The 26,613-nt window shown below is 47.6% G+C and carries 26 protein-coding genes; 16 read left to right on the plus strand and 10 right to left on the minus strand.

What is annotated here, in order from left to right; genetic code table 11:
- Nucleotides 1–89 precede the first annotated feature (89 nt).
- From hutI to dnaA, 10 genes are all read right to left on the minus strand, one after another.
- Nucleotides 90–1,325 (minus strand): imidazolonepropionase, encoded by a 1,236-nt coding sequence (hutI, locus tag ACFFLE_RS02775; RefSeq protein WP_380569646.1) that lies wholly within the window; start codon nt 1,323–1,325, stop codon nt 90–92.
- On the minus strand, nt 1,325–2,983 hold the full coding sequence (gene hutU / locus ACFFLE_RS02780; RefSeq protein ID WP_380569647.1) for a urocanate hydratase: 1,659 nt from the start codon (nt 2,981–2,983) through the stop codon (nt 1,325–1,327). The genes hutI and hutU overlap by 1 nt, the downstream gene beginning before the upstream one ends.
- A complete protein-coding gene (gene hutH, locus ACFFLE_RS02785) occupies nt 2,976–4,481 on the minus strand; it encodes a histidine ammonia-lyase (protein ID WP_380569682.1) in 1,506 nt (501 codons plus the stop codon). The genes hutU and hutH overlap by 8 nt, the downstream gene beginning before the upstream one ends.
- A gap of 98 nt (nt 4,482–4,579) precedes the next feature.
- The gene (gene hutP, locus ACFFLE_RS02790; protein ID WP_380569648.1) at nt 4,580–5,011 is read right to left on the minus strand and encodes a histidine utilization transcription antiterminator HutP; all 432 of its coding nucleotides are present in this window, start codon (nt 5,009–5,011) and stop codon (nt 4,580–4,582) included.
- A 137-nt stretch (nt 5,012–5,148) separates the two neighbouring features.
- Nucleotides 5,149–7,650, minus strand: coding sequence for a DNA gyrase subunit A (gene gyrA, locus ACFFLE_RS02795; RefSeq protein ID WP_380569649.1), 2,502 nt, complete (start codon nt 7,648–7,650; stop codon nt 5,149–5,151).
- Between the two features lie 20 nt (nt 7,651–7,670).
- On the minus strand, nt 7,671–9,590 hold the full coding sequence (gene gyrB / locus ACFFLE_RS02800; protein WP_380569650.1) for a DNA topoisomerase (ATP-hydrolyzing) subunit B: 1,920 nt from the start codon (nt 9,588–9,590) through the stop codon (nt 7,671–7,673).
- A gap of 14 nt (nt 9,591–9,604) precedes the next feature.
- Entirely contained in the window at nt 9,605–10,702 is a 1,098-nt protein-coding gene (gene recF, locus ACFFLE_RS02805) for a DNA replication/repair protein RecF (RefSeq protein ID WP_380569651.1), read from the minus strand.
- Nucleotides 10,699–10,914 (minus strand): S4 domain-containing protein YaaA, encoded by a 216-nt coding sequence (gene yaaA / locus ACFFLE_RS02810; protein WP_344701958.1) that lies wholly within the window; start codon nt 10,912–10,914, stop codon nt 10,699–10,701. The genes recF and yaaA overlap by 4 nt, the downstream gene beginning before the upstream one ends.
- A 198-nt stretch (nt 10,915–11,112) precedes the next feature.
- Nucleotides 11,113–12,246 carry a DNA polymerase III subunit beta gene (dnaN, locus tag ACFFLE_RS02815; protein ID WP_380569652.1) on the minus strand — a complete coding sequence of 378 codons (1,134 nt, stop codon included), beginning with the start codon at nt 12,244–12,246 and terminating at the stop codon, nt 11,113–11,115.
- A 161-nt stretch (nt 12,247–12,407) separates the two neighbouring features.
- On the minus strand, nt 12,408–13,730 hold the full coding sequence (gene dnaA / locus ACFFLE_RS02820; RefSeq protein WP_380569653.1) for a chromosomal replication initiator protein DnaA: 1,323 nt from the start codon (nt 13,728–13,730) through the stop codon (nt 12,408–12,410).
- A gap of 447 nt (nt 13,731–14,177) precedes the next feature.
- Here dnaA and rpmH point away from each other — a divergent pair, with 447 nt between their 5' ends.
- From rpmH to rpsR, 16 genes are all read left to right on the plus strand, one after another.
- Nucleotides 14,178–14,315: a 50S ribosomal protein L34 gene (gene rpmH / locus ACFFLE_RS02825; RefSeq protein WP_000240855.1), complete on the plus strand. Its 138-nt coding sequence runs from the start codon at nt 14,178–14,180 to the stop codon at nt 14,313–14,315.
- 113 nt (nt 14,316–14,428) lie between these two features.
- Entirely contained in the window at nt 14,429–14,764 is a 336-nt protein-coding gene (gene rnpA / locus ACFFLE_RS02830) for a ribonuclease P protein component (protein WP_344702027.1), read from the plus strand.
- Between the two features lie 16 nt (nt 14,765–14,780).
- On the plus strand, nt 14,781–15,572 hold the full coding sequence (gene jag, locus ACFFLE_RS02835) for an RNA-binding cell elongation regulator Jag/EloR (protein WP_380569654.1): 792 nt from the start codon (nt 14,781–14,783) through the stop codon (nt 15,570–15,572).
- A gap of 14 nt (nt 15,573–15,586) precedes the next feature.
- On the plus strand, nt 15,587–16,966 hold the full coding sequence (gene mnmE / locus ACFFLE_RS02840; protein ID WP_380569655.1) for a tRNA uridine-5-carboxymethylaminomethyl(34) synthesis GTPase MnmE: 1,380 nt from the start codon (nt 15,587–15,589) through the stop codon (nt 16,964–16,966).
- 13 nt (nt 16,967–16,979) lie between these two features.
- Nucleotides 16,980–18,863, plus strand: a complete 1,884-nt coding sequence (gene mnmG / locus ACFFLE_RS02845; protein ID WP_380569656.1) for a tRNA uridine-5-carboxymethylaminomethyl(34) synthesis enzyme MnmG — start codon at nt 16,980–16,982, stop codon at nt 18,861–18,863.
- Nucleotides 18,860–19,576, plus strand: coding sequence for a 16S rRNA (guanine(527)-N(7))-methyltransferase RsmG (gene rsmG / locus ACFFLE_RS02850; protein ID WP_380569657.1), 717 nt, complete (start codon nt 18,860–18,862; stop codon nt 19,574–19,576). Before mnmG ends, rsmG begins: the two co-directional genes overlap by 4 nt.
- Nucleotides 19,577–19,589: 13 nt before the next feature.
- Nucleotides 19,590–20,402, plus strand: coding sequence for a ParB/RepB/Spo0J family partition protein (locus ACFFLE_RS02855; RefSeq protein ID WP_380569658.1), 813 nt, complete (start codon nt 19,590–19,592; stop codon nt 20,400–20,402).
- 154 nt (nt 20,403–20,556) lie between these two features.
- A complete protein-coding gene (locus ACFFLE_RS02860) occupies nt 20,557–21,327 on the plus strand; it encodes a ParB/RepB/Spo0J family partition protein (RefSeq protein WP_380569659.1) in 771 nt (256 codons plus the stop codon).
- Between the two features lie 24 nt (nt 21,328–21,351).
- Nucleotides 21,352–22,299 (plus strand): mechanosensitive ion channel family protein, encoded by a 948-nt coding sequence (locus tag ACFFLE_RS02865; protein WP_380569660.1) that lies wholly within the window; start codon nt 21,352–21,354, stop codon nt 22,297–22,299.
- On the plus strand, nt 22,283–22,477 hold the full coding sequence (locus ACFFLE_RS02870) for a DUF951 domain-containing protein (protein WP_380569661.1): 195 nt from the start codon (nt 22,283–22,285) through the stop codon (nt 22,475–22,477). Before ACFFLE_RS02865 ends, ACFFLE_RS02870 begins: the two co-directional genes overlap by 17 nt.
- A gap of 12 nt (nt 22,478–22,489) precedes the next feature.
- Nucleotides 22,490–23,590: a redox-regulated ATPase YchF gene (ychF, locus tag ACFFLE_RS02875; protein WP_380569662.1), complete on the plus strand. Its 1,101-nt coding sequence runs from the start codon at nt 22,490–22,492 to the stop codon at nt 23,588–23,590.
- 115 nt (nt 23,591–23,705) lie between these two features.
- Entirely contained in the window at nt 23,706–24,005 is a 300-nt protein-coding gene (gene rpsF, locus ACFFLE_RS02880; protein ID WP_344701983.1) for a 30S ribosomal protein S6, read from the plus strand.
- Between the two features lie 21 nt (nt 24,006–24,026).
- Nucleotides 24,027–24,521: a single-stranded DNA-binding protein gene (ssb, locus tag ACFFLE_RS02885; protein WP_380569663.1), complete on the plus strand. Its 495-nt coding sequence runs from the start codon at nt 24,027–24,029 to the stop codon at nt 24,519–24,521.
- Nucleotides 24,522–24,723: 202 nt separating this feature from the next.
- Nucleotides 24,724–25,479 (plus strand): molybdate ABC transporter substrate-binding protein, encoded by a 756-nt coding sequence (modA, locus tag ACFFLE_RS02890; RefSeq protein WP_380569664.1) that lies wholly within the window; start codon nt 24,724–24,726, stop codon nt 25,477–25,479.
- Nucleotides 25,460–26,140 (plus strand): molybdate ABC transporter permease subunit, encoded by a 681-nt coding sequence (gene modB, locus ACFFLE_RS02895; RefSeq protein ID WP_380569665.1) that lies wholly within the window; start codon nt 25,460–25,462, stop codon nt 26,138–26,140. Before modA ends, modB begins: the two co-directional genes overlap by 20 nt.
- 204 nt (nt 26,141–26,344) lie before the next feature.
- Entirely contained in the window at nt 26,345–26,587 is a 243-nt protein-coding gene (rpsR, locus tag ACFFLE_RS02900) for a 30S ribosomal protein S18 (protein ID WP_344702029.1), read from the plus strand.
- Nucleotides 26,588–26,613 lie beyond the last annotated feature (26 nt).

Genomic DNA, 26,613 nt, shown 5'->3' on the forward strand with positions numbered 1-26,613 from the left:
GAACAAGCTATACACTACTGCTTCCTTGCAAGTGACTGCTATTCAACTTTTCTTCATTCTATTATGAACAGGGCGTAAATGCAAGTCCATCAATTCGTAAGGAGTCCCGGCTGCCTGTAGACCACCTGACCTTTAGCGAGGACGGTACGGGCATGGTTGACCCCATAGTGATAGGGGATATATTCATGGTTCGGTGCGTCCCATAGGACGATATCAGCGTCATCCCCCACTTCGAGTGTCCCTTTGTCCACATCAATCGCGTGGGCCGCATTGACAGTTACCGCATTCCATATTTCGTTGGGTGTCATCTTCAGTTTGAGGCTTGCGATCGCCATGATCATCTGCAGGTTGTCGGTTACGCAGCTTCCCGGGTTATAATCGGTGGCCAGACTTACGGCACCGCCGTTTTCTATCATGCCGCGCGCATCTGCATATTCCTCCTTGCCGAGGTAGAATGTCGTACCCGGCAGCAGCACCGCTACGGTATCACTGTTACCAAGCTGTCTTTTGCCTTCATCACTCGCTGCGACCAGATGATCTGCGCTGATTGCATTCTGCTCGATGGCGAGTTCCAGACCCCCAAGCGGGTCGATTTCATCAGCATGTATTTTGACCCTCATGCCTTTTTCATTTGCCGTTTCCATGTACTTCCTCGACTGGTCGATGGTGAAGACGCCCGTTTCACAGAAGATATCTGCAAAATCCGCGTAGTCTTTCACTTCATCCAGCAGATCGATCATTTCATCCAGGAAGGCATCACTATTCGCTCCTTTAGGGATGGCGTGCGGTCCGAGGAATGTGTGGCGCATCGTCAACGGGAATTTTTCAGCTATTTCCCGGGAAACTTCCAGCTGCTTCAATTCGTTTTCCCGGTCAAGGCCATATCCGCTCTTACTTTCTACAGTCAACACCCCGTACTGGATCATACGGATGATATTCTTTGAAGCTTTATCGAACAATTCCTGATGCGTTGCCTTTTTTGTCTGTTCGACCGTATTGAGGATGCCGCCGCCTTGTTCCAGGATGGTCAGGTAATCCACTCCCTGGCGTTTTAGGGCCATCTCATGTTCGCGGGAACCGCCATGCACCACATGGGTGTGGGGATCGACAAGGGCAGGGGAGGCGATCATACCTGAAGCATCGATTGTTTCAGATGCTTGATAGTCGTCCGTTTCTGCACCACGGTAGACCACCTTATCATCTTTGATGACAATCATTGCCTGGTCGATGATTTCAAGTTCATCCATCTCTTTGCCTTTTAATGGTCCGGCGCTCTTCTTCGGCAACAACAGTGATTTTATATTTTTGATGATGATATCATTCATTATTCATTCTCCTCCAACATCGGTATTTGTACACCTTTCTCTTGCGCAGTATCCACCGCAATGTCATACCCTGCATCAACATGACGTGCGACACCCATGCCAGGATCGCTCGTCAACACGCGCTCGAGCCGTCTTTTTGCATTTTCAGTGCCATCTGCAACAACCACCATCCCAGCATGGAGCGAGTAGCCCATGCCTACGCCGCCGCCGTGGTGGACGCTGATCCATGATCCACCTGCTGCTGTATTTACCAGGGCATTCAGTATCGCCCAGTCACCGACGGCATCACTGCCATCCTTCATACTCTCCGTTTCCCGGTTGGGGCTGGCCACAGATCCACTGTCCAGATGGTCCCGTCCGATGACTACAGGTGCTGATATCTCACCATTTGCGACCATTTCATTCAACGCCAGACCCATTTTCGCCCGCTCCCCATATCCTAACCAGGCAATTCTGGAAGGCAGACCCTGGAAGGCGATCTTCTCCTGGGCCATATCCAGCCACCTCAACAGTTTTTCGTTATCCGGGAACAGTTCGCGCATCTTGTCGTCCGCGGCTTTAATATCTTTCGGATCACCGCTCAGTGCTGCAAAGCGGAAAGGCCCTTTGCCTTCACAGAACAGGGGACGGATGTAGGCTGGGACGAATCCCGGAAAGTCGAATGCATCTTCAACGCCTGCATCATACGCCACTTGGCGGATATTGTTGCCGTAGTCGAAGACGATGGCACCTTTTTTCTGGAATTCCAGCATGGCCTGTACATGGGCCGCCATCGAAGCGGATGAGAGCCTCACATATTCCTTAGGGTCTGCATGCCTCAACTCAGCTGCCGCTTCCAGGCTGTAACCTTCCGGCACATACCCGTTCAAAGGATCATGGGCAGAAGTCTGATCGGTCACTATATCTATCTTGAAGCCCCGCCTTAAAATTTCATGATGGATTTCAGCAGCATTGCCGAGCAGGCCGATCGATAACGCCTCCCCCTTATTCTTCGCCGCTTCAGCCATTTGAAGTGTCTCATCGAGAGAAGAGGTCTTTTTATCGAGATAACGGGTATCCAGCCGCTTATCAATACGCGTCTCATCCACTTCCACACAAATGGCTACCCCTTCATTCATCGTGACAGCAAGCGGTTGGGCACCTCCCATGCCACCAAGGCCTGCGGTCAGAGTGATTGTGCCACGCATCGTACCGCCATAGTTCTGATTCGCCAGTTCGGCAAACGTTTCATATGTACCCTGGACAATGCCTTGGGAGCCGATGTATATCCAACTTCCCGCCGTCATTTGACCGTACATCATAAGGCCTTTTTTATCGAGCTCATGGAAATGGTCCCATGTCGCCCATTTCGGCACTAGTACAGAATTTGACATGAGGACGCGCGGCGCTTCTTCATGTGTCTTGAATACGGCCACTGGCTTGCCCGACTGGACCAGCATCGTTTCATCCTTCTCCAGATTACGCAACGTGCGTTCAATCGCTTCAAAGGCTTCCCAGTTCCGCGCCGCCTTGCCGATGCCGCCGTAGACGACCAGATCCTCAGGACGCTCCGCCACTTCAGGATCGAGGTTGTTGTACAACATGCGTAAAGCGGCCTCCTGCTCCCATCCCTTACATTCGATTTCCAGACCTTTTTTTGCAGTTATTTTTCTAGACATATTCCGCCACCCCTTTGATTTGTTTAAGTTCTTCAGACAATACTTTAATATCCTTACTGAAATTGCGGTCCTGATCGATGAATGCGGCATGGCTGCGGTATTCATCAAATTTTTCGCGTGTTTTCGGCGACAGTTTATCGTGCCCTTTAATTTCAACGGCCGTCAATGCGATGAACAGTTCGATTGCGATGACGTTCCGTACGTTATCGATGATATCTCTGGCATGCCGGGCGCCTATCGTACCCATCGACACATGATCTTCCTGATTGGCCGAGGAGGGGATGGAGTCGACGCTTGCCGGGTGGGCGAGTGTCTTATTTTCGGATACTAGGCTTGCTGCTGCGTACTGAAGGATCATCGCCCCCGACTGCAGCCCTTCTTCTGGACTCAAAAAGGCAGGGAGATCGCCATTCAATGCAGGGTTGACGAGCCGTTCAATGCGTCTTTCAGAAATATTGGCGATTTCACTGACGCCGATTTTGAGCAGGTCCATCGCAATCGCAATCGGCTGACCATGGAAATTCCCGCCAGAGATGACTTCCTCTTCTCCAAAAATCAACGGGTTGTCGTTTGCCGCATTCATTTCTATCTCAATCTTTTCTTTTACATAAACCAAGGTCTGCAGGGAAGCACCATGTACTTGCGGGATGCAACGCAGCGAATAGCCATCCTGTACACGCACTTCGCCTTGACGCGTCGTCAGTCGGGAACCTTCGAGCAGGCCCCGCATACGTGCTGCGGCATCGGTTTGTTCCTTATAGCCACGTGAACGGTGCACCTTCTCATTGAATGCATCTGTAATGCCATTCAACGCCTGCAAAGTCAGAGCGGATATCCATAGGCTGTCGTCCATGATCTTTTCCGCTTCGATGTAATTGATGAGTCCTTGGGCCGTCATCGGCTGTGTGCCATTGATAAGTGCCAACCCTTCCTTCGCCTGCAAGGTGAGGGGGGTTAGGCCAGTTTCTGCGAGTATTTCTGATGATGGTCTGAGGGTTCCCCGGTAGAAAGCTTCGCCTTCCCCAATCAGGGCGAGAGCGAGGTGGGAAAGGGGGGCAAGGTCTCCAGAAGCACCAAGGGAGCCCTGCTCAGGCACTTCCGGAATGATGCGCTGATTGATGAAAGCTTTTAATTGGTCCACCAACTCAACGGTAACGCCGGAGTATCCTTTTAGGAGAGTATTCAACCTGAGGACCATCATGGCGAGCACTGTCTTTTCAGCAAATGGTTTTCCCATGCTGCAGGCATGGGAGCGGATCAGGTTGACTTGAAGGTCGGTCGTTTTATCCTTTGAAACTCTGACATCGCAAAATAGGCCAAACCCCGTCGTGATGCCGTAAATGGTCTTTTCCTCCTCGATGATGCGCTCCACGGTCTTCCTGGATGCTCTGACATTCTGATACGCCTCATCCGAAATTTCGACTGTGCTGTGGTCATCCCTCAGAAATGTCTTCATCTTTTCGATGGTCAGTCCATTTCCGTCCAATGTTAAAACTATCATAATGCTGCCTCCTTTTAGCAATAAAAAAAGACACAATCATCCCATTTGGATGGTTAGTGTCTCTAATGTCTATTGTCTATGACAAATATTCGATCTTATATATGGTTGATGCCAAGTCCGAGGGTCTCATGCTCCTTGCCTTTGATCGGCGCACCGATCGTGCCATAGAAACATACGGCAATCCACTCGCCTTCAGCGTCCTCAGTATAGGGACGGCCCCTCACTATCGAGAAGGTCAACCCGACTGTGCGCATGATTTCGCCGACGCTCAGCTTTCCGCGCGTGACCCCTTCTGCCGCTTCAATGATGGCGTGATAGAGCGCATGGGTCTCACGATAGACTTCTCCGTTGATGATGCCATTGCGTTTCGCTGCAGTTTCAACGGAAGAGATGACTTTCTTGAGATCCATTGAGCCGACTTTCCCGGTAGTCACCTGAAAAGATGCATATTCCGGCATCAGCTGCTGGGCTGTTTCCTGATCCACTAAAGCAGTGAGTGTAGCGTATTTACCGAATGACTGTTGCATTTTATACCTCTTCATTTCATTTATGGTGGTTCACTAAATTCTCTGATAACTGACTTCATTATAGCGCTTCCATTCACAGAGTGCAATTCTGCATATAAAAATCCCTCCTGCCATATGGCAGGGGGGATAGGCTGGAGCTATTGCCCATCATCTGTTTCTATTTCTGTTGAGTCTGTTTCTTCTGAGCCTTCATCTTGTGCTTCAAGTTCTTCATCTTCTATTTCTTCCTTCACTTTGGCGACGGTCGCCACTTTCTGGCCTTCGGCCATCCGGATCAGTCTGACACCTTGGGTATTGCGGCCTGTAGTCGATACTTGCTCCATCAACAGGCGGATGAGTACACCATGATCCGTGACGATCATCAAGTCTTCATCACCATCGACTGCAGCAATATAGACCAATTCGCCGATGCGTTCAGTCAGATTGGATGTTTTGACGCCCATGCCGCCACGCCGTGTCACACGATACTCGGTTTCCAGAGTCAATTTACCGTAGCCATTATCCGTTACGACAAGGATCGACTGATCTTCTGCCAATACATCAAGTCCCACAAGATAATCGCCCTCACGCAGATTGATCCCTTTTACACCGGCTGCAGTCCGTCCCATGGAACGGATCTGATCTTCAGGGAAACGGATCAGGTTGGCCTGACGCGTACCTAGGATGATCTCCTTGGAACCATCTGTCAGACGTACCGCAAGCAGTTCATCATCTCCACGGAATGAAATGGCGATTTTACCGTTTCTGTTGATCCGTTCGAAATTATCGAGTGGAGAACGCTTTACGAGCCCGTTGCGGGTCGCAAAGACGAGGTATTTATCCGCGGTATCCTCATCCTTTACGCTGATCATGGTACTGATTACTTCATCCTTATCGATCTCAAGCATGTTGACGATCGGTATACCTTTGGATTGACGGGACATCTCAGGTATCTCATAGCCCTTCAGGCGATAGACCCGTCCTTTGTTTGTGAAGAACAGGATGTAGTCGTGCGTGCTCATCGTCACGATCTGGCTGACGAAATCATCTTCAACCGTATTCATGCCCTGGACCCCACGGCCGCCGCGGTGCTGGGCGCGATAGGTGGAAGAGGGCAGCTGTTTGATGTAGTTGCTGTTGCTGAGCGTGACTACAATTTGTTCTTCCGGTATGAGATCCTCGTCCTCGATGTCGGATAGATTGCCGAGGGTAATTTCAGTTCTGCGTTCATCACCGTATTTATCCCTTGTTTCAATCAACTCTTCCCGAATGATGCTTAGCAGTTTCTCATCATCTGCAAGAATCGTCTTCAAATATTCAATGGTCTTCTGGACTTCATTGTACTCATTTTCGATCTTGCTTCTCTCAAGCCCGGTGAGACGTCTTAGACGCATATCCAAGATCGCCTGAGACTGCCGTTCAGAGAGGTTGAAGCGTTCCATCAGACCGGTCTTGGCCGCTTCGTCATTCGCAGCTTCCCGAATCAGTGTGATGATCTCATCGATGTTGTCGAGCGCAATCTGGAGTCCTTCCAGAATATGCGCGCGGTCTTCAGCACGTTTCAGGTCGAACTTCGTGCGTCTGGTGACGATGACTTTCTGGTGCTCCAGATAATGTGCAAGCACTTCCTTGAGGCTGAGTATCTTCGGCTGGCCATTGACTAGGGCAAGCGTATTGATCCCAAAACTGGTCTGGAGCGGGGTCTGCTTATAGAGGTTGTTCAAGATGACGTTCGCATTTCTGTCCTTGCGGATTTCGATGATGATCTTGACGCCTTCTTTCAAGCTCGTCTCATCGCGCAGATCGGTAATGCCTTCAATCTTCTTATCGCGTGCCAGTTCCGCAATTTTTTCCACGAGACGCGACTTGTTCACCTGGTAGGGGATCTCCGAAACCACGATGCGCTCCTTGCCGTTTTTCATCATTTCTATTTCACAGCGCGCACGCATGATGACCGAGCCACGGCCGGTCTCATATGCCCGTCTGATGCCGCTTTTTCCGACGACCAGTCCAGCTGTCGGAAAATCCGGTCCCTTGACGTATTCCATCAGCTCAGGAAGTGTAATTTCCCCATCCTTTGAGTAGGCGAGGACGGCATTGATGACTTCCGTCAAGTTGTGCGGGGGGATGTTGGTCGCCATGCCAACCGCTATACCGCTCGTTCCATTGACGAGCAGATTTGGAAAGCGTGACGGCAGCACGACAGGTTCGCGTTCATTGCCGTCATAGTTATCCTGGAAATCGACCGTATCCTTATTGATGTCACGCATCATCTCCATGGAAATTTTGCTCATTCTGGCTTCGGTGTAACGCATCGCCGCTGCACCGTCCCCGTCCATCGAACCGAAGTTGCCCTGGCCATCGACCAACGGATAGCGGTAGCTGAAGTCCTGCGCCATACGCACCATCGCTTCATAGATTGAGGAGTCGCCGTGGGGATGGTATTTACCCATGACATCCCCGACGATTCTGGCTGATTTCTTATATGGTTTTTCAGAAGTCATACCGTTGTCATGCATGCCGTACATTATCCTGCGGTGCACTGGCTTCATGCCATCCCGGACGTCCGGCAATGCCCTTGACACTATGACACTCATGGCATAGTCAAGGAATGAGGTACGCATTTCTTTGCTTATATTGATTTCTGTCACTCTGCTCATTCAAAAATACCCTCCACTGTTTAGACGTCTAGATTCTGTACGTACAATGCATTATCTTCGATGAAGTTGCGACGGTTTTCGACGATGTCGCCCATCAGCATCTCAAATGTCTGGTCGGCCAATACCGCATCATCCAAAGTCACCTGCAACATGGTTCTGAATTCCGGATCCATTGTGGTCTCCCATAACTGATCCGCATTCATTTCACCCAGACCTTTATATCTCGAAAGTGATATTTTAGGAGTTTCCTTCAATTCTTTCCTGAGTTCCACAAGTTCCCTGTCGTCAAAGACATAGTGTTTGTTCTTGCCCTGTTCCACTTTGTAGAGTGGTGGCTGTGCGATATACACATATCCCGCTTCAATCAGCGGCTGCATGAACCGGTAGAAGAATGTGAGGAGCAGCGTACGGATGTGTGCCCCGTCGACGTCCGCATCGGTCATGATCACGATTTTGTGGTAACGGGCCTTCGACAAGTCGAATTCCTCTCCGATGCCTGTACCGAGTGCAGTGATCATGGCACGGATTTCGTTATTGTTCAGAATCCTGTCGAGGCGGGCCTTCTCCACGTTCAATATTTTACCGCGGAGCGGCAGAATCGCCTGAGTGGTTGAGTTCCTGCCTGATTTGGCGGAGCCGCCAGCCGAATCCCCCTCCACGATGAACAGTTCGCTCTCTGAAGGATCCTTGCTTGAACAGTCGGCGAGCTTGCCGGGCAGGCTGGATACTTCAAGCGCTGATTTTCTGCGTGTCATTTCGCGTGCTTTCTTAGCAGCCACACGGGCACGCTGGGCTGTCAGACCTTTTTCGACGATGATTTTGGCTGGGCCGGGATTCTCGAGCAGGAAGCGCTCAAATCCCTCGCTGAACAGCTGGTCGGTGATCAGCCTAGCTTCCGAGTTGCCGAACTTGGTCTTTGTCTGACCCTCGAACTGAGGATCCGTATGCTTGATGGAGACGACAGCGGTCAAGCCTTCGCGGACGTCTTCCCCGCTCAAACGGTCTTCGCCTTCTTTGATGATGCGATTTTTGAAGCCGTAATTATTGATCACTTTCGTCAAGGCACGTTTGAATCCGTCTTCATGCGTACCGCCTTCGTACGTATGGATGTTGTTGGCGTAGGACAGCAGTGTGGTGTTGTACCCATTGTTGTACTGGAGGGCAATCTCCACTTCCACTTCGTCCCTTTCGCTGTGCATATATATCACTTCATCATGGAGCACATCGCGCGTTTCATTCATCTGTTCCACATAGGACATGATGCCGCCTTCGAAGTAATACTGATAGGAGATATCCTCTTCGCCGCGCTCATCCGTCAAATTGATCTCAAGGCCTTTGTTCAGGAACGCCAGTTCTTTAGTCCGCTTCTGGAGTACTTCGAGGTCATATTCCAATGTTTCCGTAAAGATCTGACCATCCGCCTTGAACCGGATTTCCGTACCTGTCTTATCGGTCTCTCCAATGACTTTGAGGTCAAAATCAGGGACCCCCCTTGTATAGCTCTGGTGATGAATCTTACCGTCGCGGTGCACATACACTTCAAGTGTTTCACTCAGCGCATTGACCACGGATGAACCGACGCCGTGCAAGCCACCTGAAACCTTGTATCCACCGCCGCCGAACTTACCGCCGGCATGGAGGACGGTCAGTATGACCTCTACTGCTGGTCTGCCCATCTTCTCCTGGATATCCACCGGGATGCCGCGGCCGTTATCGGTCACCCGTACCCAGTTATCTTCTTCAACCGTGATGTTGACGCGATTGGCATGTCCTGCCATCGCCTCATCGATACTGTTATCCACTATTTCCCATACTAGATGGTGGAGCCCTTTTGCAGCTGTAGATCCAATATACATCCCTGGACGCTTACGGACTGCTTCCAATCCTTCCAATACCTGTATCTGACTGGCACCATATGTGTCCATGTTCTTCTCAGCCATATTATCATCCTCCATTAAACTTTCACCTTGCCGTCTTTTATTCCGAACGCTTCCATATCGTCCATGATCTCATGGTTGATATCGCTGATTGATGTTGTAGTGACAAATGTCTGTACCTTATCCCGTATCGAAGTCAACAGATGGGATTGCCTCGTTTCATCCAGCTCACTCAGCACATCATCGAGCAGAAGAATCGGATACTCGCCGATTTCTTCCCTGATGAGTTCAAGCTCCGCTAATTTCACCGATAGGGCTGTCGTTCTCTGCTGGCCTTGGGAGCCGTAGGTCTGAACATCAAAGTCATTGATGTAGAAAGCGATGTCGTCACGGTGTGGACCGACCAGGGACTGTCCCCGTTCGATTTCCCGTTCAAGCATATCCGTGAATATCTGCTTCAATTCTGCTTCCAGCGCTTCCCTTTCCGTCTCCTGATACTTGACGTTCGGCTTATATTCCACAGAGAGCACTTCCCGACCGTTCGATATATCTCCATGAATCCTCCGGGCATGCTTCTCGATCGTCTCCACGAACTGTTGCCTTTTTAAAATAATTAAACTTGCATAATATGCAAGTTGTTCATTCAATACGTCGACCATAACCCGGTCGGCATCCCTCTTCTTCAAATAATTGTTCTTTTGGAGGAGTACCTTCTGGTAACCGCTCAACATGCTGATGTAGACCTTTGAAATCTGGCCGCATTCCATATTGATGAACTTCCGTCTGATCTGCGGGGAGCCTTTGACGATATTCAGATCTTCCGGGGCAAAGAGGACCACATTCAAATGTCCGATATAGTCGCTCAATTTGGAGACTTCCATATGATTCACCTTAGCACGTTTGCCCTTTTTGCTGACACTCAACGAAAGCGGGAATGTGCTGTAGGAAGTCGTAATCTGTCCATTGAGGTACGCTTCTTCCTCTCCGAAACGGATGAGCTCCTTATCTTTTGAAGTGCGGTGGCTCTTGGCCAACGCCAAAAAATGGATCGCTTCCAACAGATTCGTCTTCCCTTGGGCGTTTTGTCCTATAAATACATTCAATTTCGAATGGAAGACAAGATCCAATTTTTCATAATTCCTGTAATCCCCGAGATTGAGGCGCTTCAGGATCATTTGGTGTATTCGATCCTGAACTGGCCGTGTTCGCCAAGATCCAGCGTATCGCCATCATGGAGCTTTTTGCCTCTGCGGTTTTCAGGTTCTCCATTCAACAGCACTTCATTCTCCTGCAGGAACCATTTGGCTTCTCCGCCCGTGCCTATGATCCCTTCATGCTTGAGAAATTTTCCCAATGTTATCAGTTCATCGAACCGGATGCTTTTCATACACTCATCCTCCTTAATCTCACCTCTATATTATACTACATTTTAACTTTATTTTCACTCCAGAGGCCCAAATAAAGCGATTTGAGAGTTTTATCATGCATTTAGGGTTTTCCTACATAAAAACAAAAAGGCGACTGAGAAGCCCGTTTTTTTAAATTCTGGGCCTCAGTCGCAAATTTCAAGCTATAATTCTTTAATTTAATATGTCCTGATCGGCAAGATCAGCTGCACAACTTCATCTGATTCAGCCGCTTCCAGCGTGAATGGGCGCATCGTCCCGAAGAACTCGATGGAGACTTCGTCATCGTTGATGGCCTTCAGCGCATCCATCATATATTTCGAGTTGAAGGATATCTTCAAATCTTCCCCTTCAACTTTACCGGTATTGATGGCCTCGTGCACCGTACCGACTTCCGGCGAATTGGAGGAGAGTGCGACGCTGCCGTTTTCAACCGTCATGCGTATGACATTATTGCCGCCTTCCCTTGCAAGTAGGGAGACGCGGTCGATGGCGTGATAGAACTCACTGTTCTTCACTGTCACCTTCGTTTCATAGTTCTCCGGGAAGAGTCTGGAAGTATCCGGGTAGTTGCCTTCTAACAACCTGGAGATGAAACGCATATTGCCGTAGCTGAACAGTACCTGGTTTTGGGAAAAATGTATTTCCACTTCCTCATCAGAGTCGGTGATGATCTTGTTGAGTTCCGTCAACGACTTGCCTGGGATGATTGCATTCATATTCTCCATATTGAACTGCTCGCCCTGAAGTTTCCTTAAAGCAAGCCTGTGCGAGTCTGTAGCTGTGAATTTGATGCCATCTTCACTGAATTGCCAGTTGATGCCTGTCAGTACGGGACGTGTTTCAGACAATGATACTGCAAAATTGGTCTGGGTGATGATCGTCTTCAATACTGCAGAAGGGAGTACGACACTTTCCTCATCATTCACTTCAGGCAGCAATGGATACTGGTCTGGATCATTACCGCTTAGATTGAACTCGGACTGCGAAGCAGTAATCTTCGTCTGGAACTGATCATTGGTTTCAAGCGCTACAAAATCTCCAGATAATTTCTTGATGATGTCCACAAAGAATCTGCCGGACAGTACGACAGTACCCGGTTCTTCGATTTCAAGTATTTCCTCATTATCAATTTCAGTCGGTATGGTGATTTCTATGGAAATCTCCGAATCACTGCCTGTCAATATAAGTGATTCTTCTTTCACTTCCATTTTGATGCCATTCAGGATAGGTAGGGTGGTACGTGGAGAGATTGCTTTAAGACAGTGGTTCAACTGTTCGATGAAATATTGGCGGTTGATGCTGATTTTCATGAGTATAGGCTCCTTATATATATTTAGTAATAATTTAAGTAATAACAGTAATAGGCCCTGTGGGTTTGTGGATAAGTATCATGACCCCTTGATGTGCAAGTTATCCACATGTTGATAAGCTGTGGGCTGGAATGTAACATCCATCCACATTCTGCACAGGTCTAGCTGATCCTATTTTCTATTTCCTCGAGTTCCTGCTTGAAGGTTTCATCTTCACTCACCATCTTTGATATCTTCTCATGGGCGTGGATGACTGTCGAGTGGTCACGGCCCCCAAAAACTTCTCCGATTTTAGGGAGGGAGTAATCCGTCAGCTCCCTGGCCAGATACATAGCGATCTGACGGGGGAAAGCAATTGATTTGGTCCGTTTTTTGGATTCGAAGGCTTCAATCTGGATATCATAGAATGAAGCCACGGCCTCTTGGATATCGGAAATGGTGATTTTCTTTGACTTCGATTGAGTGACAAGATCTTTCAAAGCTTCAGAGACCATTTCTGGCGTCAACGGCTGATTGACGAGCTTCGAGTATGCTGCTACTCGGGTCAGTGCGCCTTCTAGTTCACGGATGTTCGTATGGATGTGATTGGCGATATAGATCATCGCTTCATTTGGGATTTCAACTTTTTCTTCTTCGCATTTTTTACGCAATATGGCAATGCGCGTTTCAAGATCAGGTGGTGTAATGTCGGTGATCAGTCCCCATTCAAAGCGGGATCGCAGCCGGTCTTCCAAGGTCGGGATTTCCTTTGGTGTGCGGTCACTTGAGATGACGATCTGCTTATTGTCTTCATGTAGGGCGTTGAAGGTATGGAAGAATTCCTCTTGGGTGGACTCTTTGCCGGCAAGGAACTGTATATCGTCGATCAGCAGCACATCAACATTGCGATAGCGGTTCCTGAATTCCTCGGTCTTATTGTCACGAATCGAGTTGATGAATTCATTGGTGAATTTTTCACTCGACAAGTAGGCGACTTTGGCATTTGGACGATGCTCCAGAACATAATGCCCGATGGCGTGCATCAGATGGGTTTTTCCAAGCCCGACGCCCCCATATATGAATAATGGGTTGTACGCCTTAGCCGGTGCTTCGGCAACGGCGAGTGAAGCGGCATGGCTGAAACGGTTGCCGTTGCCGATGACGAATGTTTCAAAAGTATTGTTGACATTCAACTGGGTGTGGACTGGGACTTCGGGCTCAGGCTTCTTCTCAGTTACAGTCTGCATCGGGGTTTCTTCCTCTTCGGTTGTGATCCGGATTTCTGGTTTCTCCCCCATGACTTCATACAGTTGCTCCTGGATCAGTCCACTGTAGTTCTTTTCAAGCCAGTCCCTTTGGAACTGGGTATCTGCCTTGATGACCGCCTTCTCGTTGTCGAGGTGGACCATGCTCGTTTCCTGAAACCAGGTTTGGTAGCTGGCATTGGCAATCGTACCCTTTATCCCCTTCAGCGTATTTGACCAGATTTCTTTTATACTACTCATACATTCTGTCCTCTTTTCCTATTCACATAATCACAGCGTGTGGATAACGTATTCCACAGTCTTGAACAACTATCCACAAGTTACACACAGACTGTGGACAAGTACAATTGACAGGACAATTTTTCCACAAAATCATATTCAAGATTATAACGAATAATTGAGATGATATCAACATTTATAATAAGATACCCACAATCTCCACAGTTATCCACAAGTTAATTAGCAACATGTGTGAACCTGGGGATAACTGTGGAATAAGTGTGTGGACATAAATATCCACAAGGAAGTTATCCACACTCCCTATCAACAAAACCGTTATCCCCAGCACGCTTTCTGACCTTCCGTGGTGAAAAATGTATTGAAATATGACTGTCCATCTGTTATTCTTTAATAGTTACAATTTTAGAAGCAATCCACAGGCAATAGCATTATGGAGGTGTATTTAATATGGTAAAACGTACTTACCAGCCAAATAAACGTAAACACAGCAAAGTGCACGGTTTCCGTAAAAGAATGAGTACAAAGAACGGACGTAAAGTTTTAGCCCGTCGCAGAAGAAAAGGCAGAAAAGTTCTTTCAGCCTAAATCCTCAAGATCATCTAAAAGGTGATCTTTTTTTGTGCATATGGCGTGCTATTTTATGAAAAAAGGTGTATTTTGTATAATAAAATATCATATGTAAGTGAGCGTAATCAGTGATGAAAAAACGATTCCGAATAAAAAAAGAACATGACTTCCAACTTGTCTTCAAGAAAAGGAAGTCTTTTGCCAATAGACAATTTGTCATCTACTTGTCAGATCATCCGAAAACAAATCATATGAGGGTGGGCATCAGTGTCTCCAAACGCCTGGGGAATGCAGTTAAACGCAACAAAATCAAAAGGCGTATCCGTGTTTTTTTCCAGAAGCACCAGGATAGGCTCGAGCCAAAGGAATATGTGGTCATCGCCAGACAGCCTGTGAGCAACATGGACTATCATGAGATGGAGAAGTCCTTGGTGCATGTGTTGAAGATCGCCAAATGCATAAAATAAGACGGGGGTTGCCACCATGTTTAAAATCTATGAGGGTGAAACTGTTGCACGCGCAATTGCTGAGGGCCTCGAAGAGTTGAAGGTATCTGAGGATGATGTGCGGATTGATGTGGAAGATGAAGGAAGGAAAGGGCTTTTTGGCTTCGGGAAGAGGGAGGCGGTCATCAAATTGACAGTCATCAATCCCGAGTTGAAGATGTACGGTTCCATCGAATCCTTAATAGCGAGAGACTTGGGACCAAAAGACACTGAGGTCACGGCTTTATCTGAAGAATCGCCTGTCGAGGCTCATGTCCCTGCCGAAGAAATGGATGAAGGACAGGCTGAAGATGACAGAAAAACAGAAGAGGCGTGCACTAAGGAAGAAGCTGCTTTGCTCACGCAGGATTACATCATGCAGGTAATCAAGGAAATGAACATCGATGCAGAGAGCAGCGTGAGCGTGGCACAGAATGAAGTAGCCATTGAACTGACTTCTCCCATGGCCGCGAAACTCATCGGCAAAAGAGGCAATACACTCAATGCCCTGCAGGAGGTTGCACAACAATTCTTCAATACGATATACAAAAGTTACGGGGCCATAGTAGTGGACGTTGAAGGCTATAGGGAAAAACGCCGTGAAACCTTGGAGAATCTGGCTGTGAACATGTCAAAAAAGGCATTGCGCAGCGGACAGCCGGTCCGGCTGGAACCGATGCCTTCCTCAGAACGAAAAATCATGCATAACGTCTTGAGCCAGGAGAAGGAAATCAATACGTATTCCGAAGGCACTGAGCCGAGGCGTTACATTGTTATAGAAAAGAAGTAAAGGAGCATTGCATCATGCAATTAGAAACCATATCCAGCATATCGACTCCGGTTGGTGAAGGTGCAATCGCAATCGTGCGTCTGTCGGGGGCGGATGCAGTTGAAATCGCAGATCACCTCTATAAAGGTGCGAAAAAGTTGGATGAAGTCGCGTCCCATACAATCAATTATGGTCATATAGTAGATCCAGATACGAATGAGACGGTTGAAGAAGTGATGGTCGCTGTTATGAGGGCTCCCCGCACCTATACACGTGAAGATATTGTAGAGATCAATTGCCATGGCGGCATACACACCGTCAATCGTGTCCTGCAACTGACTTTGAAGAACGGCTCCAGAATGGCCGAGCCTGGCGAATTCACTAAACGTGCCTTCCTGAATGGACGTATCGACCTGTCCCAGGCCGAGGGTGTGATGGACTTCATCCGCTCGAAGACGACTGAAGCGTCAAAAGTGGCCAATCAGCAGATGCAGGGCAGGCTGAAAACCTATATAGAAGGATTGCGTCAGAGGATCCTTACGGTTCTGGCCCAGGTCGAAGTGAACATCGACTATCCTGAATACGATGATGTGGAAGAGGCGACAACTGCCTTCTTGAAAGAAGAATCCGCCAAAATAGAAGCGGAAATTGAGAAGTTGCTGAAGACCAGCGCTCAGGGCAAGATATTGAGGGAAGGGCTCAGCACTGCCATTGTCGGCAAGCCGAACGTCGGGAAGAGTTCCCTGCTGAATTATCTCATCCAGGACAATAAGGCGATTGTTACGGAAGTGGCCGGGACCACCCGGGATATATTGGAAGAATACGTCAATGTCAACGGTATTCCGCTCAAACTGATTGATACGGCAGGAATCCGCGATACGGATGATATCGTCGAAAAAATCGGGGTCGAACGCAGCAGACAGGCTCTGAAGGAAGCAGAACTGATCCTTTATGTATTGAACAACAACGAACCTTTGACTGCAGAGGATCTCGAAATATTGGATTCCTTGGCAGACCAGAACGTCATCATCATCGTGAACAAGCTGGATCTGGAAGCGAAACTTGACACGAGCACCCTTCACTCCAGGTATCCCGAGATGCCGATCGTCAGAACATCAATCGTCGAAGGCACCGGAGTGGATGATTTGGAAGATAGGATTGCCACTTTATTCTTCGAAGGTGATATTCAGTCGGCTGATTCCACCTATGTATCGAATAACCGTCATATCCATCTGCTTGAACAGGCGAAGGCTGTCATTTCGGATGCGATAGAATCGGCAGACATGGATGTGCCGATCGATATTGTCCAGATCGATCTCGTCAAAACGTGGGAACTGCTTGGAGAAGTTATCGGGGAAGATGTCAGCGAGCAGCTGATCGACCAGCTCTTCAGCCAGTTCTGTCTTGGAAAATAAAAGGAGGAAAATTATGCCACATAATGTGAAATATGATGTTGTCGTCATCGGTGCAGGCCATGCAGGTGTAGAAGCGGGGCTCGCTTCTGCCAGAAAAGGGCTGCGTACGCTGATGCTGACCATCAACTTGGATAGCATCGCTTTCATGCCATGCAACCCTTCAGTTGGTGGACCGGCAAAAGGGATCGTCGTCCGAGAAGTGGATGCACTGGGTGGTCAGATGGCCAAAGTGATCGACAAAACCCATATACAGATGCGCATGTTGAATACAGGCAAGGGGCCAGCCGTCCGGGCGCTACGCGCACAGGCGGACAAAGTGCTCTATCAGCAAGAGATGAAACAAGTGCTGGAAAACGAGCCGAACCTCGACATCCTGCAAGGAATGGTGGACGAGATCATCGTTGAAGATGATGTTGTAAAAGGGGTCAGGACAAATATCGGTACAGTCTACGATGCAGATTCGGTCATCGTGACGACCGGCACCTTCCTGCGCGGCGAAATCATTCTCGGGGACTTGAAATATTCCAGTGGCCCCAACCACCAGATGCCGTCAATTCCGCTTGCAGACCAGTTGAAGGACCTTGGATTTGAAATTGTACGATTTAAAACCGGTACACCGCCACGCGTCAACTCGGATTCCATCGACTACTCCAAAACGGAAATACAGCCTGGGGACGATGTTCCCCGCGCCTTCAGTTTCGACACGACCGAGTTCATCATGGACCAGCTGCCGTGCTGGTTGACTTATACATCGGAGGATACCCATCTCATCATCAACGACAATCTTCATCTTTCCGCAATGTATTCCGGAATGGTGAAGGGTACTGGCCCACGCTACTGTCCATCCATAGAGGACAAAGTGGTACGCTTCAACGATAAGCCACGTCATCAGATATTCCTCGAACCAGAAGGCCGTTCTACGAAAGAGGTCTATGTGCAGGGACTTTCCACAAGCATGCCCGAGAATGTCCAGCGCGAAATGCTGTCGTCCGTACCAGGACTTGAAAACGCCAGAATGATGCGTGCCGGCTATGCCATCGAATACGATGCGCTTGTGCCGACGCAATTATGGCCGACACTTGAGACGAAGAAAATCAAAAACCTCTACACGGCAGGACAGATAAACGGTACAAGCGGTTATGAAGAAGCGGCGGGCCAAGGGCTTATAGCGGGCATTAACGCCGCAAGCAAACTGCTCGGTGAAGAAGAATTGGTGCTGAGCCGTTCTGACGCCTACATCGGCGTACTGATCGACGACCTTGTGACGAAGGGCACGAATGAACCGTATAGACTGCTGACTTCGCGTGCAGAGCACCGTCTTTTGTTGAGGCATGATAACGCGGATATGCGCCTGACTGAAATCGGTCATGACATCGGCCTGATTTCAGATGAGAGATACGCGGTCTTCAAGGAGAAGAAGCAGAATATAGAAGATGAACTGGAACGTTTGAAGAACATCAGGATAAAACCGAATGCACACACGCAATCTGTTATTGAAAAAAGAGGCGGCACACCTTTGAAAGACGGCATCCTCGCCGTCGATCTGCTGAGGCGTCCTGAGATGGATTATGCATCCATCATGGAGATTCTTGGAGAAGCGCATTCAATCAGCCAGGAAGAATATGAACAGGTTGAGATACAGCTGAAATATGACGGCTACATCAAGAAATCGCTTATGCAGGTGGATAAAGTGAAACGAATGGAGAAGAAAAAGATACCTGCTGATATCGACTATGACGCGATACACTCCCTGGCCACTGAAGCGCGCCATAAACTGAAGACGGTCAAACCGCTCGATATCGCTCAGGCGTCGAGAATTTCAGGAGTCAACCCGGCGGATATTTCGATTCTGCTCGTCTATATAGAACAAGGCAACATCAAGCGGGTGCACGCATGAACGAGCGGGAATTCATAGATGCATTGAAACAACAAGGCATAGAGTTGAGCGATGTCCAGATCAACCAGTTCAGAAGGTATTTCAATATGCTGGTCGAATGGAATGATAAGGTGAACCTGACTGCAGTGACGGATGAAGCAGGGGTATATCTGAAGCACTTCTATGATTCATTGACCCCTCTGTTCCATATCACCATAGCTGAAGAGGCAAGTATATGTGATGTGGGGGCAGGTGCAGGATTTCCAAGCATCCCGCTAAAGATAGTCAGACCAGACTTAAAGGTGACCATCGTGGATTCTTTGAATAAACGCATCATCTTTTTGAATGAACTGACTGCAGAGCTCGAACTTGATAAGATTCACCTGGTCCATGACCGGGCGGAAACGTTCGGCCAAGGCTCTCAGCGCCATATGTTCGATATTGTGACTGCCCGGGCTGTAGCCCAGCTGAACGTCCTTGCAGAATTGTGTCTGCCCCTTGTCAGAACAGGTGGGCATTTCCTGGTCCTTAAAGGTAAAAAAGGGATGGAAGAGCTCGAGGACAGCGATTTTGCGTTAGAGCTGCTGGGGGGTGAAATTATGGAAACCCATAATTTCACGCTGCCTGAAGAAGACAGTGAGCGTTATATCATCGACATCAAGAAAAAGAGGAAATCACCCAGGAAATATCCCCGTAAACCAGGGACTCCAAATAAATCTCCATTAAAGAAATAGGCAGGTGACATGTGTGAAAAAACCATTTTCAAGACTTTTCGGTCTGATGGATAAAAGTGAAAACCAGCAGGAGGAGGTCTCACTCCAACATCTGCCTATGGAAAATATTGTCCCGAACCGGTATCAACCGCGGACTGAATTCGATCGGGATAGAATACGGGAACTGGCTGACTCCATTGAAGAACATGGGCTGCTGCAGCCGATAACCGTACGCCCAATCGAAGAAGGTATGTATGAAATCATTGCAGGGGAGCGCAGATTTCGGGCACTGAAGATGCTGAACCGTGAAGAGGCGGAAGTGATCGTCAAATATTTGACGGATACTGAGTCTGCAGCAATCGCCCTGATTGAAAATATCCAGCGGGAGAACCTCTCCAGTATAGAAGAAGCCAGAGCCTACAAAAAACTGCTCAAGATGGATGGGATCACCCAGAAGAACCTTGCTCAAAACTTGGGCAAAAGCCAATCCTTCATTGCGAATAAGCTCAGGCTGCTGAAACTGTCCGAACCAGTCATCGAAGCGCTCCAAAGGCAGGAAATCACAGAGAGGCACGCACGCTCGTTGCTGAGTCTAGAAGATGACCAGCAAGGCGAGGTGCTAGAAGACATCAGAGCCCGTAAGTGGACCGTAAAAGATACTGAAATGGCGGTGAAAAAGAAGATTCAGCCGGCTAATGATGAGATGGACTTCAATCAGGATGCCTCATTCGCCCTCAATGGCCTGAACCGTGAAGTGGAACGCCTTAAGAATAAGGGAGTGGATGTTTCCTGCGAAACTTCTGATACTGCCGATTTTAAAGAGATGACAATCAGAATATATAAATAGACACTCACATATGTGGGTGTCTTTCTCACGTTTTAATTATCACATCCGAGTGAGAGGCATCCTGGACGGGAACTTCATCATTCAGTGACTGTGACATATAAGCAAGTGTGTCGGACAGCAACAATTTTTTTTAGATTACGGGGGCGAAATGAAAATGGAAGAAATCAAGATTTCCGATATCAGACGTAACCCTTATCAGCCTCGCATGGAATTCGATGAAGAGAAATTAAGTGAGCTGGCGGATTCCATCAGGTCGCATGGCGTAATACAACCAATCATACTCAGGAAATCCATCAAAGGATATGATATCGTCGCTGGAGAACGGCGTTATCGAGCCAGTCGAATGCTTGGCCGGGAAACGATTCCGGCAATAGTTAAAGAGATGACGGACGCGGAGATGATGGAACTTGCCATCATAGAAAATCTGCAGCGAGAAAATTTGAATCCCTTGGAAGAAGCTATGAGCTACAGGGAACTGATGACAGCCCTCGACATCACCCAAAATGCAGTGGCCGAAAGACTGGGGAGGTCAAGACCCTACATAGCAAATATGTTGCGGCTGCTCAACCTTCCGCATACAGTGAAGATGTTGATCAATGATGAAAAACTCTCAGGTGCGCATGGTCGGACACTGCTTGCTCTGAACGACGCTTTGCAGATGGAACAGGCAGCGCATCATGCCGTCAAAGAGAAGATGAGTGTGCGGGCACTTGAATCCTACGTAAAAAGTCTTCAACGAAAGCCCGTAAAGCAAAAAAGAGAAAACAGTAAGCCGCGTTTCATCGAGAAACAGGAGAATTCCTTGAAGGAACGCTTTGGTACCACGGTGGAAATCAAGAAATCCCGCAAAAAAGGGACGATTTCATTCGAGTTTAAAAATGAAGAAGAATACAGAAGGATCATCGCACTTTTAGAGAAAAAATAAAAAAAGAAAGTGAAGGTGGAAACAGTGTTCGGCAATATATTGATGACAACAACAGAAAAAGATCCACTCACATTCATCGAAGAAATCATGGCAACAATCAAAGATCCAGATATATGGACGGATCTCGCTTCGAAGGTCATTTGGTCGATCGTTCTAGTTATCGTAGCAATGATTCTGATCAGAATCATCAATCGGACAATTGAAAACTTTTTTAAAGTGAAGTCAAAATCCCGCTTGAAGGGCAATGAAAAACGCAACCAGACATTGATCAACGTATTGGAGAATGTAGCAACCGTCTTCATATGGTTCGTCATTGTCATGATGATATTTGAAACGTTCAACCTTCCGGTGCGCACCCTCCTTGCCGGTGCCGGAGTCGTTGGTCTCGCCATAGGTTTTGGGGCGCAGAGTTTGGTGAAGGATATGATAACCGGCTTCTTCATCCTCTTGGAGAATCAGTTCGATAAAGGCGACTTCGTACGGGTGAATACATCAGGCACGACTGTTGCGGAGGGAGAAGTCATTTCTCTCGGACTGCGTGCCACGAGGATTCAAGGCTGGGAAGGTGAACTCATCAACCTGCCGAACAGTACCATCAATGAAGTTGTGAATTTTTCTAGATATAATGCGATATCGATGCTCGATATCAATGTATCCGTTTCAGAAGATCTCGATCGGGTGGAACGAATACTTGAGACATATTTTGCCGAGCATTGGGAGGAAGAAGAAATGCTTGTGGCCCAGCCAGAATTGTTAGGTCTACAAGGCATAGAGAGCGGTGAAGCGATTATACGTGTAATGCTTGAGACCCAGCCTATGGAACATTTCGGTGTGACGCGACGTGTGAGGAAGTCGCTCAAAAATCATCTCGAAAGTAAAGGCATCTACATTTCAGTACCTAAAATGGACATACAGGATTATGATGGTAAAATGGCTAAAGATGAAGGTGACAGGTATGGCAAAGAATTATGATCTGAATGATATCGTTGAAATGAAGAAACCGCACCCCTGCGGCAGTAGACTCTTTTCTATTACGCGGATGGGTGCAGATATAAAAATCAAATGCAATGAATGCGGACGGGTCATCATGATGACGCGCCGCGACTTCGAGAAGAGAATGAAAATGGTAAGAAAAAAATATGAATCGTAAAGGTGATATCAGATGGCTCTGACAGCAGGTATAGTCGGATTGCCGAATGTCGGCAAATCCACATTATTCAACGCAATAACTAAAGCAGGTGCACTCGCGGCAAACTATCCATTCGCTACAATCGATCCCAATGTCGGCATCGTGGAAGTACCAGATGAAAGATTGAACGTTTTGACGGAAATGGTCGAACCTAAAAAGACTGTTCCGACAGCATTCGAGTTTACGGATATTGCAGGGATAGTAAAAGGGGCTTCAAAAGGCGAAGGCCTCGGCAACAAATTCTTGGCCCATATCCGCGAAGTGGATGCCATCTGTCAGGTGGTGCGGGCATTCGATGACGATAATGTCACCCATGTGTCCGGAAAAGTGGATCCGATCGATGATATTGAAATCATCAATATGGAGCTCATATTTGCAGATCTTGAAAGTATAGAGAAAAGACTGCCAAGACTGGAGAAGATGGCCCGTCAAAAAGACAAGGATGCGATGGCAGAGCGCGATCTTCTGAGCAAGATCAAAGAAGGATTGGAGAATGACCAGCCGGTCCGTGCATTGGATTTTACGGAAGAAGAGGCGCAAATGGTCAAGACGCTCCACCTTCTGACACAAAAGCCGATGCTCTACGTCGCCAATGTCTCCGAAGAGGATCTTGGTGGACTGGAAGAGAATGATAACCTGAAAAAAATCCGTGAATACGCAAGTAGGGAAGGGTCTGAAGTCATCGTCATCTCAGCGAAGGTGGAAGAGGAGATAGCGGTACTTGAGGAAGACGAGAAAGAGATGTTCCTGGAGGAATTGGGCATAGAGGAATCCGGTCTGGATAAGCTCATTAAAGCAACTTATGACCTGCTTGGGCTGGCTACGTATTTCACGGCTGGAGTCGAAGAAGTGCGCGCCTGGACATTCAGGGAGGGAATGTCTGCACCGGAATGTGCAGGCATCATCCACACCGATTTCCAAAAAGGCTTCATCCGTGCGGAGACGGTAAGCTATGATGACCTTGTCGAAAACGGCAATATGGCAAAGGCCAAGGAAGCGGGCAGAGTGCGCCTGGAAGGTAAAGAGTACATCATGAAGGATGGCGACGTCGTCCATTTCAGATTTAACGTTTAAAAAGATTGTAAAATGAGTCGATGACTGGTATAATTTCAGATTGTGAGTAATGAAAATTATTCCTTGCCTATTTCCAAGGAAATAGGCCGCTAAAGACCATAAGGAGGTGTAGAAGATGAAAGCATATGAAATTCTATATGTGATCCGCCCGAACATTGAAGATGATGCGAAACAAGCGCTTGTTGAGCGTTTTGATAACGTTTTGACTTCACAAGGTGCGGAAATCGTCGAATCAAAAGAGTGGGGTAAACGTCGTCTCGAATATGAGATCGAAGATTTCACTGAAGGGCTTTACCACATCATCAAAGTAAATGCAGATGTGGAAGCAACAGATGAATTCGAACGTTTGGCCAAAATCAACAATGATATCATCCGTCATATCATTGTCCGCGACGAACAAGCAGAAAAAAAGTAATAATACAATGGAGTTGATTACATGCTGAACCGTGTTGTACTGGTCGGGCGTCTTACAAAAGACCCTGAACTGAAAGTCAGTCAGAATAATATCTCTGTAGCAACCTTTACTTTAGCAGTCAACCGCCCATTCACAAATGCGAATGGCGAGCGTGGCGCTGATTTCATAAACTGCGTCGTTTTCCGTAAGCAAGCAGAAAACGTCAACCAGTATCTTAAAAAAGGCAGCCTAGCAGGAGTTGACGGCAGGTTGCAGAGCCGTTCCTATGAGAATAAGGAAGGACAGAGAGTATATGTGACTGAAGTAGTGTGTGATAGTGTACAGTTCCTGGAACCTAAAGGGCAAGGCAGTAATCAACAAAATAATAACTCAGCAGACAGCTATCAGAATGCGTATGGAAATCAGTCCACTGGTTCAAGACCTGCTCAACGTTCCCGTCAGGATTCGGTTGAGGAAAATCCATTTGCCAATGCAGATGGCCCGGTCGACATCAGTGATGATGACCTACCATTCTAAAAAGTGCCCGATTCAACGGGTGACTGATTAACGTGTGAGAAGTGTGTGTGTGTATAGAATATAGTGTGGATTCTATACGTGGGGCATTCCGGAAATCCGGGATGCCTTTTTTATTTCACAATATTGCCGAGTAGGGCATTCTATACACAATCATAAATGGTTATAATGGCAAGTAAGGATATGTCAGGATAGGAGATTTTCTATGGGCCGTCGTTTTTTTGTCTTGATCATCATGATTGTAATTCTATCAGCCGCATGTAGTGGGGGGGAGAAGTCTCAAACCACGCTTACTATTTCAGTGGCAGCGAGTCTCAGTGCTCCGATGGAAGAACTGGAAAAACTTTATGGGAACCAACATCCTGACGTTGAAATCTCATTCAACTTCGGTGGGTCAGGGACATTGCAGCAACAGATTTCCAAAGGGGCGCCTGCAGATCTATTCATCTCGGCGGCGTCGGATAAATTTCAGCTGTTAACGGACGAGGGTAAAATCGATGAACAGAACAAGACGGTATTGCTCGGAAACTCTCTGGTATTGGTCGTACCTGCAGAAGGGGAAGAAGTATCGATCAGTTCCCTCGATCAGGTGGGCAGGATCTCCATCGGCACCCCGGATTCCGTGCCAGCCGGCCGTTATGCTGAAGAAGCCTTGAGGAGCATGGATATCCTTAAAGATGTTGAAAATAATATCGTCTATGCAAAAGATGTCAAACAAGTGTTATCTTATGTAGAGACAGGTAATGTGGCAGCTGGCATCGTCTACCGGACCGATGCATTGGTGAGTGATGAGGTGGAAATCGTGCATGAATTCCCTGCTGTTTCTCACACGACGATAGAATATCCCGCTGGTGTCCTGAAAGAGGCCCCAAATTATGAAGCTGCAGTGGAATTTTATGAATTTCTCCAGACGGATGCAGCATTGAAGGTGTTTGAAAGCTATGGATTCACTATTAAATAGCATAACATGGGAGGCATTTTTCGATCCCATCAGACTCTCTATAAGGGTATCGCTGATTGCTTTTATCATAGTAGTCATTTCAGGCACCCTTATGGCAAAGTGGATGACATCACGCACGCTTCCCGGACAATCCATCATTGAAACGCTCATCATGTTGCCGCTCGTGCTACCGCCGACAGTCGTTGGCTTTTTGTTGATTGTCATTTTTGGCAATGATGCGCTGCTCGGATCATGGATAATTTGGCTGTTTGATCAGCCTGTCATCTTTACTTGGTATGCTGCTGTCATCGCCAGTGCAGTAGTGGCGTTTCCACTCATGTACCAATCGGCAAAGGCTGGTTTTGAGAATGTGGATCATGATATAGAAGAAGCGGCTAAGGTGGATGGTGCGGGCCGTTTCCAGACCTTTTTCCATATTTCGGTTCCACTCGCTTCAAAAGCACTTTTTGCAGGCGGCGTACTGAGTTTTGCCAGGGCCTTGGGTGAATTCGGCGCCACCTTGATGTTTGCAGGAAACATCCCAGGGCGTACACAGACAGTGCCGACAGCAATATACATCGCCCTCGATTCAGGGAAGATGACGCTGGCATGGATGTGGGTCATTACAATCGTCATCATCTCTTTCATCATGATGTATTTTGTCAGGGTCAGAAATCGGTGAATCGTCCCGTCCCATAATCGTGTAATTATATTCGTCAAATGATATAATCCACCAATTGACATAAGAAACAATTGTGTGTACAATATAGCATGCACATACACTTACACACGTTCATCAGGAAATAACGAAATTATAGATGTGAATTCATGAATGCGGTAGCCACACACTGCTGCGTCATCCATTCAATCTGTAGAGGAGGAAAAAATCATGGCAGGTCCAAGAAGAGGCGGTCGCCGTCGTAAAAAGGTTTGCTATTTCACAGCTAATGGAATTACACACATTGACTATAAAGAAGTAGATCTCCTTAAAAAGTTCATTTCAGAACGTGGTAAAATTCTTCCAAGACGTGTAACAGGTACTTCTGCGAAGTATCAGCGCCAGCTTACAAAAGCAATCAAACGCGCACGTCATATGGCATTGCTTCCATATGTTAAGGAAGAACAATAATATAAGTTAAGTAAAAACCCCTTGAT

The sequence above is a fragment of the Salinicoccus siamensis genome, from assembly GCF_042429615.1.
Taxonomy (GTDB): domain Bacteria; phylum Bacillota; class Bacilli; order Staphylococcales; family Salinicoccaceae; genus Salinicoccus; species Salinicoccus siamensis.